The organism is Streptomyces sp. NPDC015130 (genome assembly GCF_043080005.1).
Taxonomy (GTDB): domain Bacteria; phylum Actinomycetota; class Actinomycetes; order Streptomycetales; family Streptomycetaceae; genus Streptomyces.
This window is the reverse complement of the sequence record NZ_JBIBVC010000003.1, coordinates 447,661-466,059: the sequence shown is the minus strand read 5'-3', so window position 1 is coordinate 466,059 and position 18,399 is coordinate 447,661. Positions and strand designations below refer to the sequence as shown.

The window sequence follows — 18,399 nt, the reverse complement described above, 5'->3', positions numbered from 1 at the left end:
CGTGGTCAGGGCCGACCGGCCGTCGGAGCGCCGGTGGTCAGGGCCGAAAGACCGCCGGAACTCCGGTGGTCAGGGCCGAAAGACCGCCGGAGCCCCGGTGGTCAGGGCCGAAAGACCGCCGGAGCCCCGGCTGCGTGTCCGTTCCCCGTCGGTTCGCGGGGCTACCGCAGGGCGGCGGCCTCGGAGCCCGCGTCGGTGACGACCGGGCCGCCCTGGCCGTCCGGGGCGCCCGACGGGGCCTTCGCCGGGATGAGCGCGGCGACGACCGCGGCCACGAGGCCGACCCCGGCGCCGATGAGCATGGCGGTGCGGAAGCCGTCCTCGGAGGGCAGGGCGTGGCCGCCGAGCGTGGTGGTCATCTGGGCGAGGACGACGCCGATGACGGCGGCCGAGGCGGAGGTGCCGATGGAGCGCATCAGTGTGTTGAAGCTGTTGGCCGAGGCCGTCTCCGCCTGCGGGACCGCGCCCATGATGAGCGCGGGCATCGCTCCGTAGGCGAGGCCCACTCCGGTGTTGCAGACGAGCGTCACGACGAGCAGCCCCCAGGTGGAGCCCATCAGCGCGAGGGAGGAGGCGTAGCCGGCGGAGATGACCAGGGCGCCGACGGAGAGGGTGACCTTGGGGCCGCGGGCGGCCGACAGCTTGGCGCCGAGCGGGGCCAGGGCCATCATCATCAGGCCCGCCGGGGCCATCCAGAGGCCCATCGCCATCATCGACTGGCCGAGGCCGTAGCCGGTGGCCTCGGGAAGCTGGAGCAGCTGCGGGACGACCAGCGACTGCGCGTACATGGCGAAGCCGACGAGGACCGAGGCCGCGTTGGTGAGGAGGACGACGGGGCGGGCGGTGACCCGCAGGTCGACGAGCGGGTCCCGGGTCCGCAGCTCCCACGCGCCCCAGGCGAGCAGGACGACGGCCGAGCCGGCGAAGAGGCCGAGGGTGGTGGCGCTGCCCCAGCCCCAGGTCGCACCCTTGGAGACGGCGAGCAGCAGGGCGACGAGGCCGGCGCCGAGTCCGAGCGCGCCCGGTACGTCGAAGCGGCCGGGGGCGGGGTTGCGGGGTCCGGCGGGCACGACCTGCCGGATCAGGAGGCCGACGAGGGCGCTGAGGGCGGCGGCGACCCAGAAGAGGACGCGCCAGCTGGCGTTCTCGGCGACGGCGGCCGAGAAGGGCAGGCCGAGGGCGCCGCCGACGCCCATGGAGGCGCTCATCAGGGCGATGGAGCCTCCGAGGCGCTCGGGCGGCAGGAGGTCCCTCAGGAGGCTGATGCCGACGGGGACGACGCCCATGCCGAGGCCCTGGAGGCCGCGTCCGACGATCATCGGGACGACGGAGGAGGCGAGCGCGCAGACGACGGAGCCGGCGATCAGGGGGACGACCGAGGCGAGGAGGACCCGGCGCTTGCCCAGGGTGTCGCCGAGGCGTCCGGCGACGGGGGTGGCGACGGCCGCGGCGAGCAGGGTGGCGGTGATCACCCAGGAGGCGTCGGACGGGCTGGTGCCGAGGAGCTTCGGCAGGTCGCCGATGAGCGGCACCACCAGGGTCTGCATGAGTGCGGCCACGATGCCCGCGAGTGCGAGGACGCCGACGACGCCTCCGGTGCGGGCTTCGGGCTGGGGGCCGTCCACGGGTTCTCCCTCGGTGTTTCCACGATCCACGGTTCACGTTCGACTTACCGATATGCATCATGCACAAGACTTGTTTCATGCACAAGTCATGCATGATGCACATGCTTCTGCCACGAGGGAGAATGCCTCCATGGACAAGCCCGTGGACAAGCCCACCCACCTGGTCGAGTTCGAGACCATGCTGCTCGGCCGGCACGCCCACCTGTACGCGCCCCGCTCCCGCGCCGGCGGCGGCCACCTCGACCGCAGCGCCTACGTCCTGCTGAGCCGCATCCGCATGCACGGGCCGATGTCCATCGGGCAGCTCAGCGACGCCTTCGGCCTCGACGCCTCCACCCTCAACCGGCAGACCGCCGCCATGCTCCGCACCGGGGTCGTCGAGCGGATCCCCGACCCCGAGGGCGGCATCGCCCGCAAGTTCCGCATCACGGAGGAGGGCGAGCACCGCCTCGACGCCGACCGGGCCTCGAACATCGAGGGCCTGGAGCGGGTCATGGAGCACTGGTCGCCCGAGGACGTGGCCCGTTTCGCGGGCCTCCTCGAACGCTTCAACCGGGACATCGAGCGCCTGGAGGGCCGCCCCTGGCCCCGCCCCTGACGGGGCGTCCGCTCCCGACACCCACCCCCGCGGGGCCCGCGGCCGATCCCGGCCGCGGGCCCCGCTTTCTGTCGGATCCCTTTACGGGCGGGGGGCGCAGCGGTAACTTCCGGCCACGCAAGATGTTTCTGAAAGTTTCCGACTGCGTTTCCAAGGATCCCGCGCCGTCCGCCCGGCGCCGGCTCCCCACGGCGACGCGGCTGCCCCCTGCCTGGAGATTCAGATGACACGCACCCGCAGACGGCTGCCGGCCCGCCCGGTCGCCGCGCTGGCGGCCGCCGCCGGCGTCCTCGGCCTGGTGGTCGCCACGCCACCCGGCGAGGCCTCCCCCCGCACCGCACCGGTCGCGGCCGCCGCCGAGAACACGGCCACGGTCTTCTACTGGACGAAGACCAAGAACTGGACGCTCCACAACCTCCATTACGCCCCCGACGGAGGCTCCTGGACGACGGTCCCCGGCGTCGCCATGGAAGCCGCCTGTACGGACTGGGTGAAGAAGACCGTCGCCCTCGGCACGGCCACGGGCCTGCAGGCCACGTTCAACAACGGCAGCGGCACCTGGGACAACAACGGCGGCAGGAACTACGCCCTGGGGACCGGCTCGATCACGGTCAAGGACGGGGTCGTCGCCCACTCCGACCCCTGCGCCGGCACGGAGCCGACGCCGACACCCCCGCCGACGCCCGCGGCCAAGGCCACGGTCTACTACTCCACCGAGGCGCTCGGCTGGTCCACCGTCAACCTCCACCACCAGCCCGCGGGCGGCGCCTGGACGACCGTCCCCGGCGTCGGCATGCAGGCCGCGTGCACGGGGTGGTGGAAGCGGGAGGTCGAGCTCGGGTCGGCCGCCTCCCTCAAGGCCGCCTTCAACAACGGCAACGGCACCTGGGACAACAACCGGGGCGCCGACTACACGATCGGCACGGGCGTCAGCACCGTACGGAACAACGTGGTGACGGCGAACGCCTCCGACCCCTGTGCCGCCGCCGTGCCCGACACCCAGGCCCCCACGGCGCCCGCCCGGGTCACCGCCGCCGCCGACGGCGTCTCCGTCCTGCTCACCTGGGATCCCGCCACGGACGACCGCGGGGTGACGAAGTACCAGGTCACCCGGGTCGGTGGCAGCGGCGGCACGGTCGTGACCGACGTGGGCTCCACCGTCTTCTCCGACACGGGACTCGCCGAGCGGACCGCGTACAGCTACACGGTGAAGGCCGTGGACGCCGCCGGGAACGTCTCCGCCGCATCGGCCGCCGCGACCGCGACCACGGGAGACAAGCCGCAGACCCCCGCCGGCGGGAAGCCGCTCGGCACCGATCCGCGGAAGGACCCGATCTACTTCGTCCTCACCGCCCGCTTCAACGACGGCGACCCGTCGAACAACCGCGGCGGCAGCCAGCACGCCAAGTCCGGCAACGCGGCCAACGACGACCCCATGTTCCGGGGCGACTTCAAGGGCCTCATCCAGAAGCTGGACTACGTCAAGGGCCTCGGATTCTCCGCGATATGGGTCACCCCGGTCGTCCTCAACCGCTCGGACTACGACTACCACGGCTACCACGGCTACGACTTCTACAAGGTCGACCCCCGTCTGGAGTCCGCCGGAGCCTCCTACCAGGACCTGATCGACGCCGCCCACGCCAAGGGCATGAAGATCTACCAGGACGTCGTCTACAACCACTCCTCCCGCTGGGGCGCCAAGGGCCTGTTCACGCCCACCGTGTACGGCGTCAGGGACAGCCAGTGGAGCTGGTACTACGACGAGAGGCAGCCCGGCTTCGAGTACGACGGCCTGACGGTCGACGCCAAGTCCGGGAAGTCGTACTACAACGGCGACCTGTGGTCGACGGCCGAGCCCACCGGCAACACCTGCCTGAACTGGGGCAAGCCCACCGGCGGGAAGAGCGCCGAGGGCTACACCGTCTACAACTGCCAGTGGCCGAGCCCCACGTCCGGCATGTTCCCGAAGGACCTCTTCCACCAGTGCTGGATCGGCAACTGGGAGGGTGAGGAATCGCGTTCCTGCTGGCTGCACGAGGACCTGGCCGACTTCAACACCGAATCGCCGGCCGTGCAGAACTACCTGATCGGCGCCTACGACAAGTACATCGACATGGGCGTCGACGGATTCCGCGTCGACACCGCCGTGCACATCCCCCGCACCACCTGGAACCGCCGCTTCCTGCCCGCGATCCAGGAACGGGTGACACAGCGTCACGGCGCGGAGGCGGCGAAGAACTTCTTCGTCTTCGGCGAGGTCGCCGCCTTCGTCAACGACAAGTGGAACCGCGGCTCGGTGAACCACTCGGCGCAGTTCTACACCTGGAAGGAGCGCAAGGAGTACGACGCCGACGACACCAAGGCCGCCCTGGAGATGTACGACCACGAGCAGCAGCAGGGCACGGGCAGCCAGCCCACCTCCACCAACGCCTTCCTGAACGGGAACACCTACCACGCCCCCGACCACAGCCGCTTCTCCGGCATGAACGTCATCGACATGCGCATGTACATGAACTTCGGTGACGCGCACAACGCCTTCTCCAACGGCAAGGACTCGGACGACAGTTACAACGACGCCACCTACAACGTCGTCTACGTCGACAGCCACGACTACGGCCCCAACAAGTCGAGCGAGCGGTACACGGGCGGCACCGACGCGTGGGCCGAGAACATGTCGCTGATGTGGACCTTCCGCGGCATCCCGACGCTGTACTACGGCTCGGAGATCGAGTTCCAGAAGGGGAAGAAGATCGACTGCGGGCCGTCCTGCCCGCTCGCCACCACCGGCCGCGCCTACTTCGGCGACCACGTCGCCGGCTCGGTCACGGCCTCCGACTTCTCCCAGGTCTCCTCGGCCTCCGGAGCCGTGGCCACGACGCTCCAGCAGCCCCTGGCCCAGCACGTGCAGCGGCTCAACCAGATCCGCCGGGCGATCCCCGCGCTCCAGATGGGCCAGTACTCCACCGAAGGCATCCAGGGCGGCATGGCCTTCAAGCGCCGCTGGACCAGCGGCACGACGGACAGCTTCGCCCTCGTCACGGTCTCGGGCGGCGCCACCTACACGGGCATCCCCAACGGCACGTACGCCGACGCCGTCACGGGTGACGTCAGGACCGTCACCGACGGAACGCTCTCGGTCGGCGCGCCGGGCAAGGGCAACCTGCGGGTGTACGTCCTGAACGGCACCGGCAGGATCGGCGCCCCGGGCCCGTACCTGAAGTAGGGACCACCCGGGTCAAGCACCCCGTACGGGGCGGGCAGCGCCGCCCGCCCCGTACGGCTCCAGAGAGCACCGAAGAACGGACGGGGAGCTCCGGAGAACGAACAGGACAGGACGGTGGATTCATGCCTCTTCCCGGCGCCGATAGGTCAACAGTGCGTAACGCGAACAGGCTTCTCGGACAGAATGCTTCCTTCCGTTCCCGGAGTCTGGGATCTTGCGTCCACCCCACACATCACAGGGCCCGGTCGGCGCCACCCGCGCCACCGGGTCATCGGAGGACGCATTGTTTTCCCAGATATCCAGCCGGCTGAGAGTCTCGGCCGTCGCCGTGGCGGCGCTCGGTACGACCGTGGCGCTCGCCGCTCCCGCCGGATTCGCCCAGGCAGCAACGTCGGACACCGCGCCCGTCGCGGGCGCTCCGGCGGGGGCGAACCAGGCCACCACCAGCACGAACGTCAGCAAGGCCGCCGCGGCACCGGCGGCCTGGGCCGCGGGCACCCGCGCCTACCTGGTGATCACCGCGCCGGGCGGCACCTCCGCCGTCAGCGGCGCCGTGGCGACCAAGGGCGGTTCGGTCTTCGCGACCTACGACGCGATCGGCGTGATCGTGGCGCACTCGACGTCCACGTCGTTCGCCTCGTCGATGCGCACGGTCTCCGGCGTCCAGCAGGTCGGCGCGACCCGGACGTCCGACGTCCCGGCCGACGCCTACAACCCGGCGCTCCCGGCGAACCCTTCGCAGTCCGCGACGACGCTGAACGAGTCCAACCGCTGGGACATGACGCAGATCAAGGCCGACCAGGCCTGGGCCGTCACGACCGGTTCGGCCTCGGTGAAGGTCGGCGTCCTCGACACCGGTGTGGACGACCAGCACCAGGACATCGCGCCCAACTTCAACGCCGCCGACTCGGCCTCCTGCGCCTACGGCAAGGCGGACACCCGCGCCGGCGCCTGGCGTGACGTCGGCACCCACGGCACGCACGTCGCGGGCACGATCGCCGCGGCGAAGAACGGCAAGGGCGTCATCGGCGTCGCGCCGGGCGTGAAGATCTCCTCGGTCCGCATCGCCGAGCCGACCAGCAGCCTGTTCTTCGCGGAGAACACGATCTGCGGCTTCATGTGGGCCGGTGACCACGGCTTCAAGGTCACCAACAACAGCTACTACACGGACCCGTGGGCGTTCAACTGCCCGGACAACGTGGACCAGGCCGCGATCATCGAGGGCGTCCGGCGCGCCCAGGCGTACGCCGAGGGCAAGGGCTCGCTCCAGGTGGCCGCCGCCGGCAACTCCAACTACGACCTGGCGAACAAGACGACCGACACCGAGTCCCCCAACGACTCGACGCCGGTCACCCGTACGATCACCAACGCCTGCATCGACATCCCGACCGAGCTCCCGGGCGTCGTCACCGTCGCCGCACAGGGCAACGGCGGCGCCAAGGCCTCGTACTCGAACTTCGGCAACGGCATCATCGACATCGCCGCTCCCGGCGGCGACGGCTCCTCCGGTGTCTACTCGACGCTCCCGGGCGGCAAGTACGGCAACATGAACGGCACGTCGATGGCCTCCCCGCACGTGGCGGGCGTCGCGGCGCTCATCGCGAGCGTCAACCCGACGTTCACCCCGGCACAGATCCGGGACCAGCTCGGGGTCCAGGCGACGGACCGGGCCTGCCCCTCGGACGCGCGCTGTACCGGCACCTCGACGAAGAACGGCTTCTTCGGCGAAGGCGCGGTCGACGCCCTGAAGGCCGTCGGCGGCTCCACCCCGCCGCCCGGCGCGTACTTCGAGAACCTGGCGGACGTCACGATCGTCGACAACGCGACGGTCGAGAGCTCGATCACGGTCAGCGGAGTGACGGGCAACGCCCCGGCGACCCTCAAGGTCGGCGTGGACGTCAAGCACACGTACATCGGTGACCTGAAGGTCGACCTGGTCGCCCCGGACGGCACGGTGTACACGCTCCACAACCGGACCGGCAGCGGTACGGACAACATCGCCCAGACGTACACGGTCAACGCCTCGGCGGAGGTCGCCAACGGCGTCTGGAAGCTCCGCGTGAACGACAACGCGAGCCAGGACACGGGCAAGATCGACGCCTGGAACCTGACCTTCTAGCACGTCCCGACCCGGGGAACGGGGCCGGAGCCGACCAGCGGCTCCGGCCCCGTTCGCGTACCCGCGGTAACCCCAGGGGAAGAAAGTCCGCACCAAGGGGTAGGCCCGCCCGGGGCGCTTGCTATACGTTCCGTCTAACAAGCTTGCTAGACGCGATGTCTAACAAGCGCCCGAGCCGCTCGCGTGAACCGAGGAGCCGCCCCATGGCAAGCAGCACCGTCCGCCCGGACAACGAAGGCCACGACATCGCCGCGCGACTGCTCGTGTCCGCCGCGAAGCTGTCGTACGACCCCGCCGTCGAGGTGGACTGGGACACGCCCCTCGACAAGGACTTCCACGGACAGAGCCCCGAGTGGAACTCCCTCTACGGCACCGCCTACTGGCACGAGATGACCGAGGAGCAGCGCAAGGAGCTGACCCGGCAGGAGTCCGCCTCGGTCGCCAGCACCGGCATCTGGTTCGAGATGATCCTCCAGCAGATGGTGCTTCGCGACATCTACCTCATGGACCACACGGACCCCCGCTTCCAGTGGGCCCTCACCGAGATCGCCGACGAGTGCCGGCACTCGATCATGTTCGCCCGGGGCTCCCAGAAGCTCGGCGCACCCGCGTACCGGCCCAAGCGCGCCGTGCTGGAACTCGGACGCTTCATGAAGACCGTCGGCTTCGGAGAGGCCGCGTACGCCGGCATCCTCGTCGCCGAGGAGGTCCTCGACGTCATGCAGCGCGACTGGATGCGCGACGAGCGGGTCGTCCCCTTCGTCCGCACCATCAACAACATCCATGTCGTCGAGGAATCCCGGCACATGAAGTTCGCCCGGGACGAGACGCGCCGCCACCTCGCCCGCGCGAGCCGGGCGCGCCGCCACTTCCAGGCCCTCGTGGTGGCCATCGCGGCGTACTACATCATCACCAGCCTGGTGAACCCGGAGGTGTACGTGAGGGCCGGGCTCGACCCCGAGCGGGCCCGCCGGGAAGCGGCCGCCAACGAGCACTACAAGGCGCAGCTGCGCGCCAGTTGCTCCGGCCTCATGGAGTTCCTGGCCGACGTCGGGATGCTCACCCGGCCCGCGCTCTTCTTCTACCGGCGCGCCCACCTCATCTGACCCCGCCCCGTCTCCCGGACCAGAGTCGAGCCGACGACATGACCTACGCCATCACCCAGACCTGCTGCAACGACGCGACCTGCATCGCCGTCTGCCCGGTCAACTGCATCCACCCGACGCCGGAGGAACCGGACTTCGGGACCACGGAGATGCTCTACATCGACCCGAAGTCCTGCATCGACTGCGGCGCCTGCGCCGACGCCTGCCCGGTCGACGCGATCTTCCCCGCGGACCGCCTCACCGGACGCCTTCGGGAGTACGAGGCGATCAACGCGGAGTACTACGCCGACCGCACGCCCCCGCCGGCCAAGGCGTCCCCCACGTTCCACGCCTGGGGCGAGCCCTCCTTCCACCGCTCCCTGCCCGCCGACTTCGCCCCGCTGCGGATCGCCGTCGTCGGCACGGGGCCCGCGGGCATGTACGCCGCCGAGGACCTGCTCCTGCACACCAACGCCGAGGTGACCCTGATCGACCGGCTGCCGGTGGCCGGCGGCCTCGTCCGCTACGGCGTGGCCCCGGACCACCCGGCGACCAAGGGCGCCGGGGAGACCCTCGCCCGCTTCCACGCCCACCCCCGGGTCCGGCTGCGGCTGGGCGTGGAGATCGGCCGGGACGTCACCGCCGAGGAACTCGCCGCGCACCACGACGCGGTGATCTACGCGGTGGGCGCGCCCGCCGACCGGCGGCTCGGCATCCCCGGCGAGGAACTGCCGGGCAGCGTCTCCGCGACCTCCGTCGTCTCCTGGTACAACGCCCACCCGGAGACCGGCGCGGACGCGGTCGCACCCCCGGCCGGTCGGGTCGTGGTCGTCGGCAACGGCAACGTCGCCCTCGACGTCGCCCGCGTCCTCGTCACGGACCCCGGCTCCCTCGCCGCCACCGACATCGCCGACCACGCCCTCGCCGCGCTGCGCGGCACGCGGGTGCGCGAGGTGGTGCTCCTCGGCCGCCGGGGCCCCGAGCACGCGGCGTACACCGCGTCCGAACTGCGCGCCCTGAAGCACCTCCCGGGGGTCGAACTGCTCGTCGACGACCGGGATCCGCGCACCGGCGAGGCCGTCGACACGGCCGCGCCAGGCGACAAGGCCGCGCTCCTGCGGGACGTGCCCCGCGAGACGGTCGACTGGACGCGGGAGCCCGCGGCGGACCGGCGCCGGATCGTGCTGCGCTTCCACTCGGCACCGGTCGAGGCGGTCGGTGTGGAGCGGGTGCGGGCGGTCCGGGTGACGGAGGACGGCTCGCCGACGGCCACGGAGATCGGGGCGGGCCTGCTGGTCCGGGCCATCGGCTACCGGGGCGTCCGCCTGGCGGGCCTGCCGTTCGACGAGGCCACCGGCACCGTGCCCCACGAGGCCGGACGGGTGACCGGACTGCCCGGCGGCTACGTCGTCGGCTGGATCAAGCGGGGACCCTCCGGAGGCATCGGGGCCAACCGGGCGTGCGCGGAGGAGACCGTCGGGACCCTGCTCGCGGACGCGGTCGCGGGCGCGCTGCCCACTCCCACGGGCACGCCGCAGGCCTTCCGCAAGCTGGTACGGAGCCGCAGCACCGGGCTCGTCGACGCGCGCGGTCTCGCGGCCATCGACCGCACGGAGCGGGCACGGGGCCGGGAGGCGGGGCGTCCCCGGGTGAAACTGGCGACGGTCCCGGAACTCGTCGCGGCGGCACGGGCGGGACGGTGGCGCCGCCCGGTCTGAGCCGCCTCGGGCGGTACGGTCCGTCGGCCGCTGTGTCCGGCCCGGGACGGCGGGCCGGTACGGCTCAGACGCCGGCGGTCGGCGCCTGGCGGACCAGGATCGCGTTGAGGCCGAGGGCGAAGGGGACGACGTCCGTCAGCTCCAGGGTGACGGCCTCGGCCTTCGGCAGCTCGACGGTCACGTCGACGCAGAAGGCGAGGGCGTAGATGTCGTCCCCGGTCTTCTCGTCCTGAAGGGCGAAGAACAGGTCGCGGTAGAAGCGGGTGCGCTGCTCGGACTCCTCGTAGAAGGAGAGTCCGGGCTGTCCCTCCTGCCCGGCGAGTCCGGTGAACGCCTCGACGAGCTCGCGCTCGACGGTCTCCCAGAAGCCCGCCTCCGCGTACTCCGGGGGCAGGGCCTGCCGGACGGCCTCCTTCAAGGAGAGGACCATGACGAGGACGGGGGCGTGCTCCTGGAGCCCCCAGCCCCGGACCTGCCGCACGACGGTGGTGTCGGGGACGGCGGCGGCCGCCGCCCGTATCGCCTCGAAGTCGAAGTTGACGGTCGCGGGCGCGATCGCCTCCTGGAACACCCGGTCGATGGACCGGGCCCGTTCGAGGTGGTCGGGCCCCACCTCGACGACGGTCCTGAAACTGGCGGCCAAAGCTCCTCCTGCATGCTCTCGTTGATCAGGAGGGGTCAGTATGCCGAGGCCCCGGTCCCCCGGCGCGGCCCGTCCGCCGTGCGGACAGGCCGCGCCGTGGAGCGCGCCGTGGAGCGGGCCGCGCACGCGCCGGCGTCAGATGTGGAGCTCCGGCGGGAAGCCCGTCCAGCGGAGTTCGGCGGGGAGGTGGCCGGTGTCGTTGAAGAGGAGCACGGCCGGGGGGCGGCCGGGCGCGTAGCGGATGACGGTGAGTGCCGCGTTGGCGTGGTTGATGCCCATCCAGCGCCACTTCGGGGCGTCGAGGGCGGCACGGACGAGCCAGCCGACGAGGAAGTTGTGGGTGACGACGAGTTCGTGCCGCGGCTCGTCGCCGAGGACGGGGCCGGTGAACTCGGCGACCGCCGCCGCCGCGAGGCCGGGGCCCTGCTCGCGCTCCTCGGCCGGGACCTGCTCCAGGAAGCCCAGCATGGCGTCGGCGGTCTCCGCCGGGAGCTCCTCGCGCGCCGGCATGTAGGGGACGTAGTCGCCGGCCGCGTCGGTGACCCGCAGGGGGACGCCGTCGAGGCGCTCGCCGAGCAGCCGCGCGGTCTCCGTGGCCCGGGCCAGCGGTCCGTGATGGACCGCCGTCAGCGGAACCCCCCGCAGGCGCTCCCCGAGGAGGGCGGCCTGACGACGGCCCGCCTCCGTCAGCGCGCTCTCGTCCGGCGAGGCCTCGCCGTGCCGGGTGAGGTACAGATAGCGGTCGGCCGTGCCGGTCATACGCGAGTCCTCCGTGGAGTCGATCTTGCCTGCTCCACGGGTGACGCCGTGCCGTGCGGCCCGGTTCCCCGGGCCGTGACCGTCGGGCCGTCACCGCAAGGCCGTCAGGGGCGGCGGCGGGGCTTCCCCGGCTTGCCACCGGTCTTGCCACCGGTCTTGCCGCCCGTATTGCCACCGGGCTTGCCGCCGGTCTTGCCGCCGGTCTTGCCGCCGGTCTTGCCGCGGGCCGAGCCGGCCGCGCCACCGCCCTTGCGGGACGCCGCGGGCTTCGCGCCGGTGCGGGAGCCGCCGCCCGGCCTGCCGGGCTTCTGGTCCTTCCTCGGCTGCTTCTGGCCCTTCAGCGCCTCGGCGCGGCGGCCGCGGGTGCTGTTCACCGTCCGGCCGCGCACGATCCCGATGAACTCCTCCACCAGGTCGGGGGCCTCCTCGGCCGCCGGCCACGACAGGGCCACGCGCGACTGCGGGACGTCGTTGAGCGTCCGGTAGGTGAGGTCCTTGCGGTGGTGGAGCCGGGCGAGGGACTGCGGGACGGCGAGCAGGCCGACGCCCGCGGCGACGAGGTCGACCGCGTCGGCGGTCGTCTCGGGGCGCTCGTTCGCGGCGCGGCCCGGCGGCCGCTCCCAGCCCAGGGTGTCGTCGAGGGGGTGCAGGACGAGCTCCTCGGCGAGGTCCGACGCCCAGATCTCCTCGACCTCCGCGAAGAGGTGGTCCTTGGGGACGACGACGACCGTGGTCTCCGTGTAGAGCGGGATGGCGCTGAGGTCGTCACCGTCGACGGGGAGCCGGACGAGGCCCGCGTCCGCGTCCCCGTCCCGGAGCGCGCCGAAGGCCTCGGAGGGCGTCACGGCCAGGAGGGTCAGCGGTACGTCGGGCAGGCGCTCGTTCCAGATCCGTACCCACTTCGCGGGCGTCACGCCCGGCACGTACGCGAGCCGGAAGGCGGGGGTAGAAGGGGAGGGGGCGGGGGAATCCGAAGGGGATTCCGCGGGGGGAACGTCCGAGCCTGTCACCCCGCAAGGCTACCGGTAGCGGACGTGGTCGGAGGTCGTCCGCATGCTCGATACCCTTGACACCATGACGTCGCACCAGAACGCCCAGACGATGAAGCCCGCGACCGCGGCGAAGAAGCTGGGTGTGTACCTCGAAGCCACCCCCGCCGAGTTCCAGGAGGGTGTCGTCTCGCGCGCCGAGCTGACCGAGCTCCAGGCCAACCCGCCGGCCTGGCTCAAGGAGCTGCGCGAGAACGGCCCGCACCCCCGCCCGGTCGTCGCCAACAAGCTCGGCGTCTCCATCGCCGGTCTCGCCCGCGGCGGGATCACCGAGCCGCTCACCACCGAGCAGATCGAGGCGATCAAGGAAGAGTTCCCCTCGTGGCTGCGCAAGGAGCGGGCCACCCAGTCGGAGGTCCGCGCGGAGACCGTCCGCATCAAGGCGCGGGACGCCGAGCGGGCGCGCCGCGCGCAGGGCGCCTGACGCCCCCGGCTTGTCCGCCGGCCCGTACCGAAGCGATTCGGTACGGGCCGGTGTGGCGTCCGGGCCTGCGCGGGAGGCATCTCCCCATGAGTGACACGAGCACCGCCTCCGAGCCCCCGGTCGTCGTCGGCGTGGACGGGTCCGACCACAGTCTCCGCGCGCTGGAGTGGGCCCTGAGCGCCGGGGAGGGCCTCGGCGCCCCCGTGGTCGTCGCCCATGTCCGCTCCGACGCGCTCCAGCTCGGGGCCGCCCGGATCGCCTCCCTCGGCCAGGAACCCGAGCTTCCGGACACCGTGCTGAAAGCGGTCAGGGCCGTGGCGGAGGAGCGCGGGCACACCGTTCCCGTCCGGTACGCCTCCCTCGACGGGGCTGTGACCGACGCGCTGCCGGCGGCGGCCCGGGGCGGGCGGCTGCTGGTGACGGGGTCCCGGGGGCACGGCGGCTTCGTGTCGCTGCTGGTCGGTTCGACCAGCCGCACGCTGGCGACGACCGCGCCCTGTCCGCTCGTGGTCGTGCCGCACGAGGAGCGGACGGCCGAGCCGACGGGCGGCCCGGGCAAGGGACGGGTCCTGCTGGGCCTGCACCCCGAGGAGACCCCGGACGAGGTGATCGCCTTCGCCTTCGACTGGGCCCGGCTGCACGGCGTACCGCTGGAGGTCGTGACCGCCTTCCGGCTGCCCCCGCAGCCCGGCGCGCTGCTCGCGGCGCCTTCCCCGGCGCTCCAGGTGCCGCCGCCGCTGCCGGAGGCCGACGACTCGGCCGAGCTGCTGCGGGAGGCGGGGCGGGAGCAGGAGGAGCGGCTGCAGCCCTTCGCGGAGCGGTGGCCCGCTGTCCGACTGGTCCCCTCGGTCGTGCCGGGGGACGCGGCGGGGCGGCTCGTGGAGGGCTCGCGGGACGCCGCGCTGGTGGTCGTGGGACGGCACCACCGGCACCGGATCGGCTCACTGCTCATCGGCTCGGTGGCCCACGCGGTGCTGCATCACGCGCACTGTCCGGTCGCAGTGGTCCCGCCGGCCGGGGGCTCCGGGACATGACAGTCCCCGGCGGTCCGGGTCGGTTCGCGCGGTCGTCGGCCGTCGCCGACGGCTCCGTGCCCGACCGGCCCCGCCGGGGGCCTGGCCAGAGCCGAGTCAAGGGTCACGCGGGCCTTCGGACGTCTCCGTCGGCGGGTGCGGCTCTCTCCGGTTGTCCGGTGTAAGCACGAGTTTCCTCCTTTTTTCGCCCGATTCAAGGGGTTCTGGGGTTTTTGTCACCTGCTACAAAAGGATCATGTCCGTCCCCGAGCCCGACCGGGCCCCCGAAGCTCTCCGCAACATCCGGCCGCCCGCCGCCCAGGCCTCGCTCGGCGCCGGCGTCGTCGTGACCGACGCGTCCGGCCGGGTCCTCCTCGGACTGCACCGTTCCGGGGTGTGGGAGCTGCCGGGCGGCAAGGTCGAGCCGGGCGAGTCCGTGGAGCAGGCCGCGGTGCGCGAGCTCGCCGAGGAGACCTCCCTCGTCGCGGACGCCTCCGACGTGGAGGTGCTGGGGCTGATCCTGGACTCGGTCACCTCGGCCGAGCTGACCCGGATGACCGTGGCCACGGTGGTGCGCGTGTTCCGCGGCGCGCCGGCCGTCACCGAGCCGGACAACATCGCCCGCTGGGAGTGGACGGACCCGGAGCACCTGCCGACGGAGCTGTTCGTGCCCTCTGGCCAGGTCCTGAGGATGTGGCGCCCCGAACTCTCCGTTCCCGACGGCCCGTTCCACCGGTACGCGATGAGCCGCCTGCCCGGCTGAGACCGGCGCCCCGGCCGGCGGCGACCCGTGCCCGTGTCCGGCCCGCGCTCGCCCGTGTCCGGCCCGCGCTCGCCCGTGTCCGGCCGGTGTGGGCTCGTGCTCAACCCGTCAGAGTGCGGGCGAGGCGGAAGCCCACGTCGTCGATGCGGAGCGTGGGGTGGCTGCGGCGGCGCACCGAGGCGCGGCAGCTCCACCGCTCGTCGAACCAGCCGCCGCCGCGCAGCACCCGGTAGCCGCCGTACACCTCGGCGTCGTAGACGTCCCAGCACCACTCCCAGACGTTGCCGAGCATGTCGTGGAGCCCCCAGGCGTTGGGGCGGCGCCCGCCGGTCTCGTGCAGCCGCTCCCCGGAGTTCCCCCGGTGCCAGGCGATCTCGTCGAGCGGCCCGTAGCGCGCCTCCGTCGTGCCCGCGCGGCAGGCGTGCTCCCATTCGGCCTCGGTGGGCAGCCGGTAGCCGTCGGCCGCGCGATCCCACTCGGCCCCGCCCGGCTCGCCCTCCGGACCGCCTGCCGGGATCCGGTACGCGGGCGTGAGCCCCTCCAGTACGGAGAGCGCGTTGCAGAAGCGGACGGCTTCGCCCCAGGAGACGCCCTCCACCGGGAGCCGGCCCCCGTGCGCGCTGCTCGGCCGCTCCCCCGTGACGTGCTCGTACAGCTCCTGTGTGACGGGGGCGGCGGCCAGGCCGTACGCGTCGAGGTCGACCGTCCACCTCCGCTCGGTGCGCCGGTCGGACAGCGTGACCCGCCCCGCCGGGACGGCGATGAACTCCTGCTCCGCGCTCGTCTTCATGGGTGCATGATCGCAGCCGGGACGCGCCGTCACCTTGCGTCACCGCGCGATGTGCGCCGGGCGTGGTTAGCGTGGCTCCTGGAACACGACATCGATCGCAAGAGAGAGAGTCACCGTCATGGCCGCACGACCTGAAGGCACGCCGGTCTGGACCGACGCGATGTTCACCGACGTCGAGGGCGCCAAGGTGTTCTACGGCGACGTGCTCGGCTGGACCTTCGGCGAGTCCTCCTCCGAATACGGCAACTACACACAGGCGTACAAGAACGGCAAGGCGGTCGCGGCCGTCGTCCCGCCGATGCCGGGGCAGGACGGAGAGGCGCAGTCGGCCTGGTGTCTGTACTTCTCCTCGCCGGACGTCCGCGCGACGGCGGAGAAGATCCGGTCGGCGGGCGGCACGGTCCTCATGGAGCCGATGGACGTCGGCACGTTCGGGTCGATGTGCATCGCGAAGGACCCGACGGGCGCGACGTTCGGCATCTGGCAGCCCGGAGACCACGAGGGATTCGAACTGGAGGGTGAGACCGGCTCGTACGCCTGGGCCGAGGTCTTCACCCGGGATCCGGCCAAGTCCGACGACTTCTTCACCACCGTCTTCGGCTACAACGCGAAGAAGATGCAGGACGAGCACGTCGACTACAAGATCTTCGACCTGGGCGGCGAGATGCCGGTCCTGGGGCGGATGAAGATGACGGACGAGGACTTCCCGCCGGAGATCCCCCCGTACATCCAGATCTACTTCGCCGTCGACAACTGCGACAAGGCCGTCGAGGCGGCCGAGCGCCTCAAGGGCAAGAAGGCCTTCGGGCCGATGGACAGCCCGTTCGGCCGGTTCGCGGTGATCCTGGACCCGCAGGGCGCCCCCTTCGCGGTCATCGACCTGAAGACCACGGTCGGTGACGTGCCCGAGATGATCTGAACCACCGGACCACCGGGACGGTCGGCGCGGCGCCACGGGGCGCCGCGCCGCCGTGCGTCAGGCGCCGTCGCGGACGGCGACGATGCCGTTGAAGACACCGATGTACGCGGTGCCGTCCGGGCCGATGGTGATCGGCGCCCAGTTGTTGTCGTAGGCGAGGCCGGTTCCGGTGAAGCGGGAGAAGGCCCGCCGTCCGGTGCGGAAGTCGACGGCCGTGAGGTACCAGGCGTCGATGCCGAAGGAGTGGGGGCGCTTCTCGTAGAAGTAGAGGAGCCCGTTGGCGGTCGAGAGCTTGGGGACGGTGGAGGGCGAGCGGACGTCGCTCTCCCAGACGGTGTCGCAGCCGCTGCCGTCGGCGCGGACGTCGATCCGGGTCGCGCCGCCGACGACACTGCGGCCGAGGGTGAGCGAACTCGGGTTCTCGTACCCGTAGTTGTTCTCGACCACGAGGCTGTTGCCCCAGCTGATCAGGGAGTTGTCGGTGGTGGAGGCTCCGGAGCGGAAGACCGGGACCTTGCAGACGAGCCGCTCGGCGGCGGGAACGCCCGCTCCGCGCCGGTAGACGAGGACGTTCATCCGGTCGTCGGCGTTGTCGGTGATGGCGACGTACTGGTCGCGGTCGCCGAAGAGGTCCGGGGTGGTGCCCGAACCCTGGTTCACGGAACCGGGCTTGGTGCCGGTCCCCCGGTCGTACGTCTCGCGCCACTCGACGCGCGGGGTGCCGTCGGCATCGGCGCGGAAGCCGTACAGGGCGTGGTCGGTGACGATGGAGACGCCGTCCTCGGCGACGGAGAAGGAGTTCTGGATCTCCTCCCCGGCGAGCCTGATCGCGCGCAGCGCGCCCGTCGCCGGGTCGACGGTGCCGACGCGGCCGAGCCGGGTGACCCACCAGATGCGACCGTCCCAGTCGGGCATGACGGAGGTGACGGGGTCGCAGACGCCGCTGGGGAAGAGGTTGGTCCAGGTGACGCAGTCGTGCGGAACGAGAGAGGTGAGGTCCCAGTCGTCCTCGACGACGAACTCCCAGGCTCCGTCGGCCTTCTGACGGTGGGCGATGCGCAGGACGTGCTGGCGGGAGTCGGCGAGGACGACCCGGTCCCGGTCGTCGAGGTAGAAGTAGGCGCCGCCCGAGGTGTCCTTGAAGATCTTCTCGAAGTCGAGCCGGGTGATGGCCTCGACGGTGGAGGAGCGCTGCGGCAGCTTGTACTCGGCGAGGGTGTCCAGCGTGCGCGGGTCGAGCAGTTTCAGGAGGAAGCCGCTGAAGGTGCCGCAGACGGTGACGAGGCGGCCGCCGGAGTCGAAGGTGACGGTGGCGCACTCGCCGCCGATCGGGGCGATCTTCTCGCTGTCGACCCGCGGATCGCGGCCGAGGGGGCCGGAGTACGGGTGGGTGCCGCTGCCCGCGCCGTCGGCGTGCATGCCGCTGCGTCCGTTGGGGGCGAGGTACGGATGCTGGGCGGGGGCCTTGCCCGGCACGGGCCGGGCGGTGACGGGGGCGCCGTCGTAGTGGTCGACGAGGCGGTGGCCGATGGCGAGGGGGATCTCCTCGGCCTGGGCGACGGGGGCGGCGCCCGCCAGAAGGGTCGCGCTCAGCGCGGCGATCAGCACGAGCGCGCGTGCTCGTCTTCGGGGCGGATGCATGGTCACTGCGGCTCCTCGGGTTGCTGACAG

15 protein-coding genes are annotated in these 18,399 nt (G+C 72.0%); 9 read left to right on the top strand and 6 right to left on the bottom strand.

What is annotated here, in order from left to right; translation table 11 throughout:
* Positions 1-161: 161 nt before the first annotated feature.
* Positions 162-1,625 carry an MFS transporter gene (locus tag ACF08F_RS08210; RefSeq protein ID WP_392297678.1) on the bottom strand — a complete coding sequence of 488 codons (1,464 nt, stop codon included), beginning with the start codon at positions 1,623-1,625 and terminating at the stop codon, positions 162-164.
* A 130-nt stretch (positions 1,626-1,755) separates the two neighbouring features.
* On the opposite strand from ACF08F_RS08210, the gene ACF08F_RS08205 reads away from it, so the two are divergent.
* From ACF08F_RS08205 to ACF08F_RS08185, 5 genes are all read left to right on the top strand, one after another.
* Positions 1,756-2,223 (top strand): MarR family winged helix-turn-helix transcriptional regulator, encoded by a 468-nt coding sequence (locus ACF08F_RS08205; protein WP_392297677.1) that lies wholly within the window; start codon positions 1,756-1,758, stop codon positions 2,221-2,223.
* A 223-nt stretch (positions 2,224-2,446) separates the two neighbouring features.
* Positions 2,447-5,446 (top strand): carbohydrate binding domain-containing protein, encoded by a 3,000-nt coding sequence (locus ACF08F_RS08200; protein WP_392297676.1) that lies wholly within the window; start codon positions 2,447-2,449, stop codon positions 5,444-5,446.
* A gap of 283 nt (positions 5,447-5,729) precedes the next feature.
* Entirely contained in the window at positions 5,730-7,565 is a 1,836-nt protein-coding gene (locus ACF08F_RS08195) for a S8 family serine peptidase (protein WP_392297675.1), read from the top strand.
* A gap of 203 nt (positions 7,566-7,768) precedes the next feature.
* Entirely contained in the window at positions 7,769-8,671 is a 903-nt protein-coding gene (locus ACF08F_RS08190) for a diiron oxygenase (RefSeq protein ID WP_392297674.1), read from the top strand.
* Positions 8,672-8,709: 38 nt separating this feature from the next.
* Positions 8,710-10,368, top strand: coding sequence for an FAD-dependent oxidoreductase (locus ACF08F_RS08185; RefSeq protein WP_392297673.1), 1,659 nt, complete (start codon positions 8,710-8,712; stop codon positions 10,366-10,368).
* Positions 10,369-10,432: 64 nt separating this feature from the next.
* Here ACF08F_RS08185 and ACF08F_RS08180 read toward each other — a convergent pair whose 3' ends face one another.
* The 3 genes from ACF08F_RS08180 to ACF08F_RS08170 form a co-directional block, all read right to left on the bottom strand.
* Positions 10,433-11,011: a Type-2Aa cytolytic delta-endotoxin gene (locus ACF08F_RS08180; RefSeq protein WP_392297672.1), complete on the bottom strand. Its 579-nt coding sequence runs from the start codon at positions 11,009-11,011 to the stop codon at positions 10,433-10,435.
* 135 nt (positions 11,012-11,146) lie between these two features.
* Positions 11,147-11,770: a histidine phosphatase family protein gene (locus tag ACF08F_RS08175; protein ID WP_392297671.1), complete on the bottom strand. Its 624-nt coding sequence runs from the start codon at positions 11,768-11,770 to the stop codon at positions 11,147-11,149.
* A gap of 104 nt (positions 11,771-11,874) precedes the next feature.
* On the bottom strand, positions 11,875-12,780 hold the full coding sequence (locus tag ACF08F_RS08170; RefSeq protein ID WP_392297670.1) for a LysR family substrate-binding domain-containing protein: 906 nt from the start codon (positions 12,778-12,780) through the stop codon (positions 11,875-11,877).
* Positions 12,781-12,844: 64 nt separating this feature from the next.
* Here ACF08F_RS08170 and ACF08F_RS08165 point away from each other — a divergent pair, with 64 nt between their 5' ends.
* The 3 genes from ACF08F_RS08165 to ACF08F_RS08155 all read left to right on the top strand — a co-directional run bounded on the left by ACF08F_RS08165 (position 12,845) and on the right by ACF08F_RS08155 (position 15,019).
* Complete coding sequence (locus tag ACF08F_RS08165) at positions 12,845-13,243, top strand: DUF5997 family protein (RefSeq protein ID WP_392297669.1); 399 nt, start codon at positions 12,845-12,847, stop codon at positions 13,241-13,243.
* An 86-nt stretch (positions 13,244-13,329) separates the two neighbouring features.
* Positions 13,330-14,277: a universal stress protein gene (locus tag ACF08F_RS08160; RefSeq protein WP_392297668.1), complete on the top strand. Its 948-nt coding sequence runs from the start codon at positions 13,330-13,332 to the stop codon at positions 14,275-14,277.
* 235 nt (positions 14,278-14,512) lie between these two features.
* A complete protein-coding gene (locus ACF08F_RS08155; protein ID WP_392297667.1) occupies positions 14,513-15,019 on the top strand; it encodes an NUDIX hydrolase in 507 nt (168 codons plus the stop codon).
* A gap of 100 nt (positions 15,020-15,119) precedes the next feature.
* Here ACF08F_RS08155 and ACF08F_RS08150 read toward each other — a convergent pair whose 3' ends face one another.
* Complete coding sequence (locus ACF08F_RS08150; RefSeq protein WP_392297666.1) at positions 15,120-15,809, bottom strand: formylglycine-generating enzyme family protein; 690 nt, start codon at positions 15,807-15,809, stop codon at positions 15,120-15,122.
* Between the two features lie 118 nt (positions 15,810-15,927).
* Here ACF08F_RS08150 and ACF08F_RS08145 point away from each other — a divergent pair, with 118 nt between their 5' ends.
* On the top strand, positions 15,928-16,728 hold the full coding sequence (locus ACF08F_RS08145) for a VOC family protein (protein WP_392297665.1): 801 nt from the start codon (positions 15,928-15,930) through the stop codon (positions 16,726-16,728).
* A 57-nt stretch (positions 16,729-16,785) separates the two neighbouring features.
* Here the strand turns inward: ACF08F_RS08145 and ACF08F_RS08140 are convergent, their stop codons facing one another.
* The gene (locus ACF08F_RS08140; RefSeq protein WP_392297768.1) at positions 16,786-18,369 is read right to left on the bottom strand and encodes a hypothetical protein; all 1,584 of its coding nucleotides are present in this window, start codon (positions 18,367-18,369) and stop codon (positions 16,786-16,788) included.
* Between the last annotated feature and the right edge of the window lie 30 nt (positions 18,370-18,399).

Excerpts from the sequence above, each read along its gene's own strand:
- ACF08F_RS08205 (WP_392297677.1), top strand. The coding sequence starts at position 1,756 with ATGGACAAGCCCGTGGACAAGCCCACCCACCTGGTCGAGTTCGAGACC.
- ACF08F_RS08200 (WP_392297676.1), top strand. The coding sequence starts at position 2,447 with ATGACACGCACCCGCAGACGGCTGCCGGCCCGCCCGGTCGCCGCGCTG.
- ACF08F_RS08190 (WP_392297674.1), top strand. The coding sequence starts at position 7,769 with ATGGCAAGCAGCACCGTCCGCCCGGACAACGAAGGCCACGACATCGCC.
- ACF08F_RS08185 (WP_392297673.1), top strand. The coding sequence starts at position 8,710 with ATGACCTACGCCATCACCCAGACCTGCTGCAACGACGCGACCTGCATC.
- ACF08F_RS08175 (WP_392297671.1), bottom strand. The coding sequence starts at position 11,770 with ATGACCGGCACGGCCGACCGCTATCTGTACCTCACCCGGCACGGCGAG.
- ACF08F_RS08165 (WP_392297669.1), top strand. The coding sequence starts at position 12,845 with ATGACGTCGCACCAGAACGCCCAGACGATGAAGCCCGCGACCGCGGCG.
- ACF08F_RS08160 (WP_392297668.1), top strand. The coding sequence starts at position 13,330 with ATGAGTGACACGAGCACCGCCTCCGAGCCCCCGGTCGTCGTCGGCGTG.
- ACF08F_RS08155 (WP_392297667.1), top strand. The coding sequence starts at position 14,513 with ATGTCCGTCCCCGAGCCCGACCGGGCCCCCGAAGCTCTCCGCAACATC.
- ACF08F_RS08150 (WP_392297666.1), bottom strand. The coding sequence starts at position 15,809 with ATGAAGACGAGCGCGGAGCAGGAGTTCATCGCCGTCCCGGCGGGGCGG.
- ACF08F_RS08145 (WP_392297665.1), top strand. The coding sequence starts at position 15,928 with ATGGCCGCACGACCTGAAGGCACGCCGGTCTGGACCGACGCGATGTTC.
- ACF08F_RS08140 (WP_392297768.1), bottom strand. The coding sequence starts at position 18,369 with ATGCATCCGCCCCGAAGACGAGCACGCGCGCTCGTGCTGATCGCCGCG.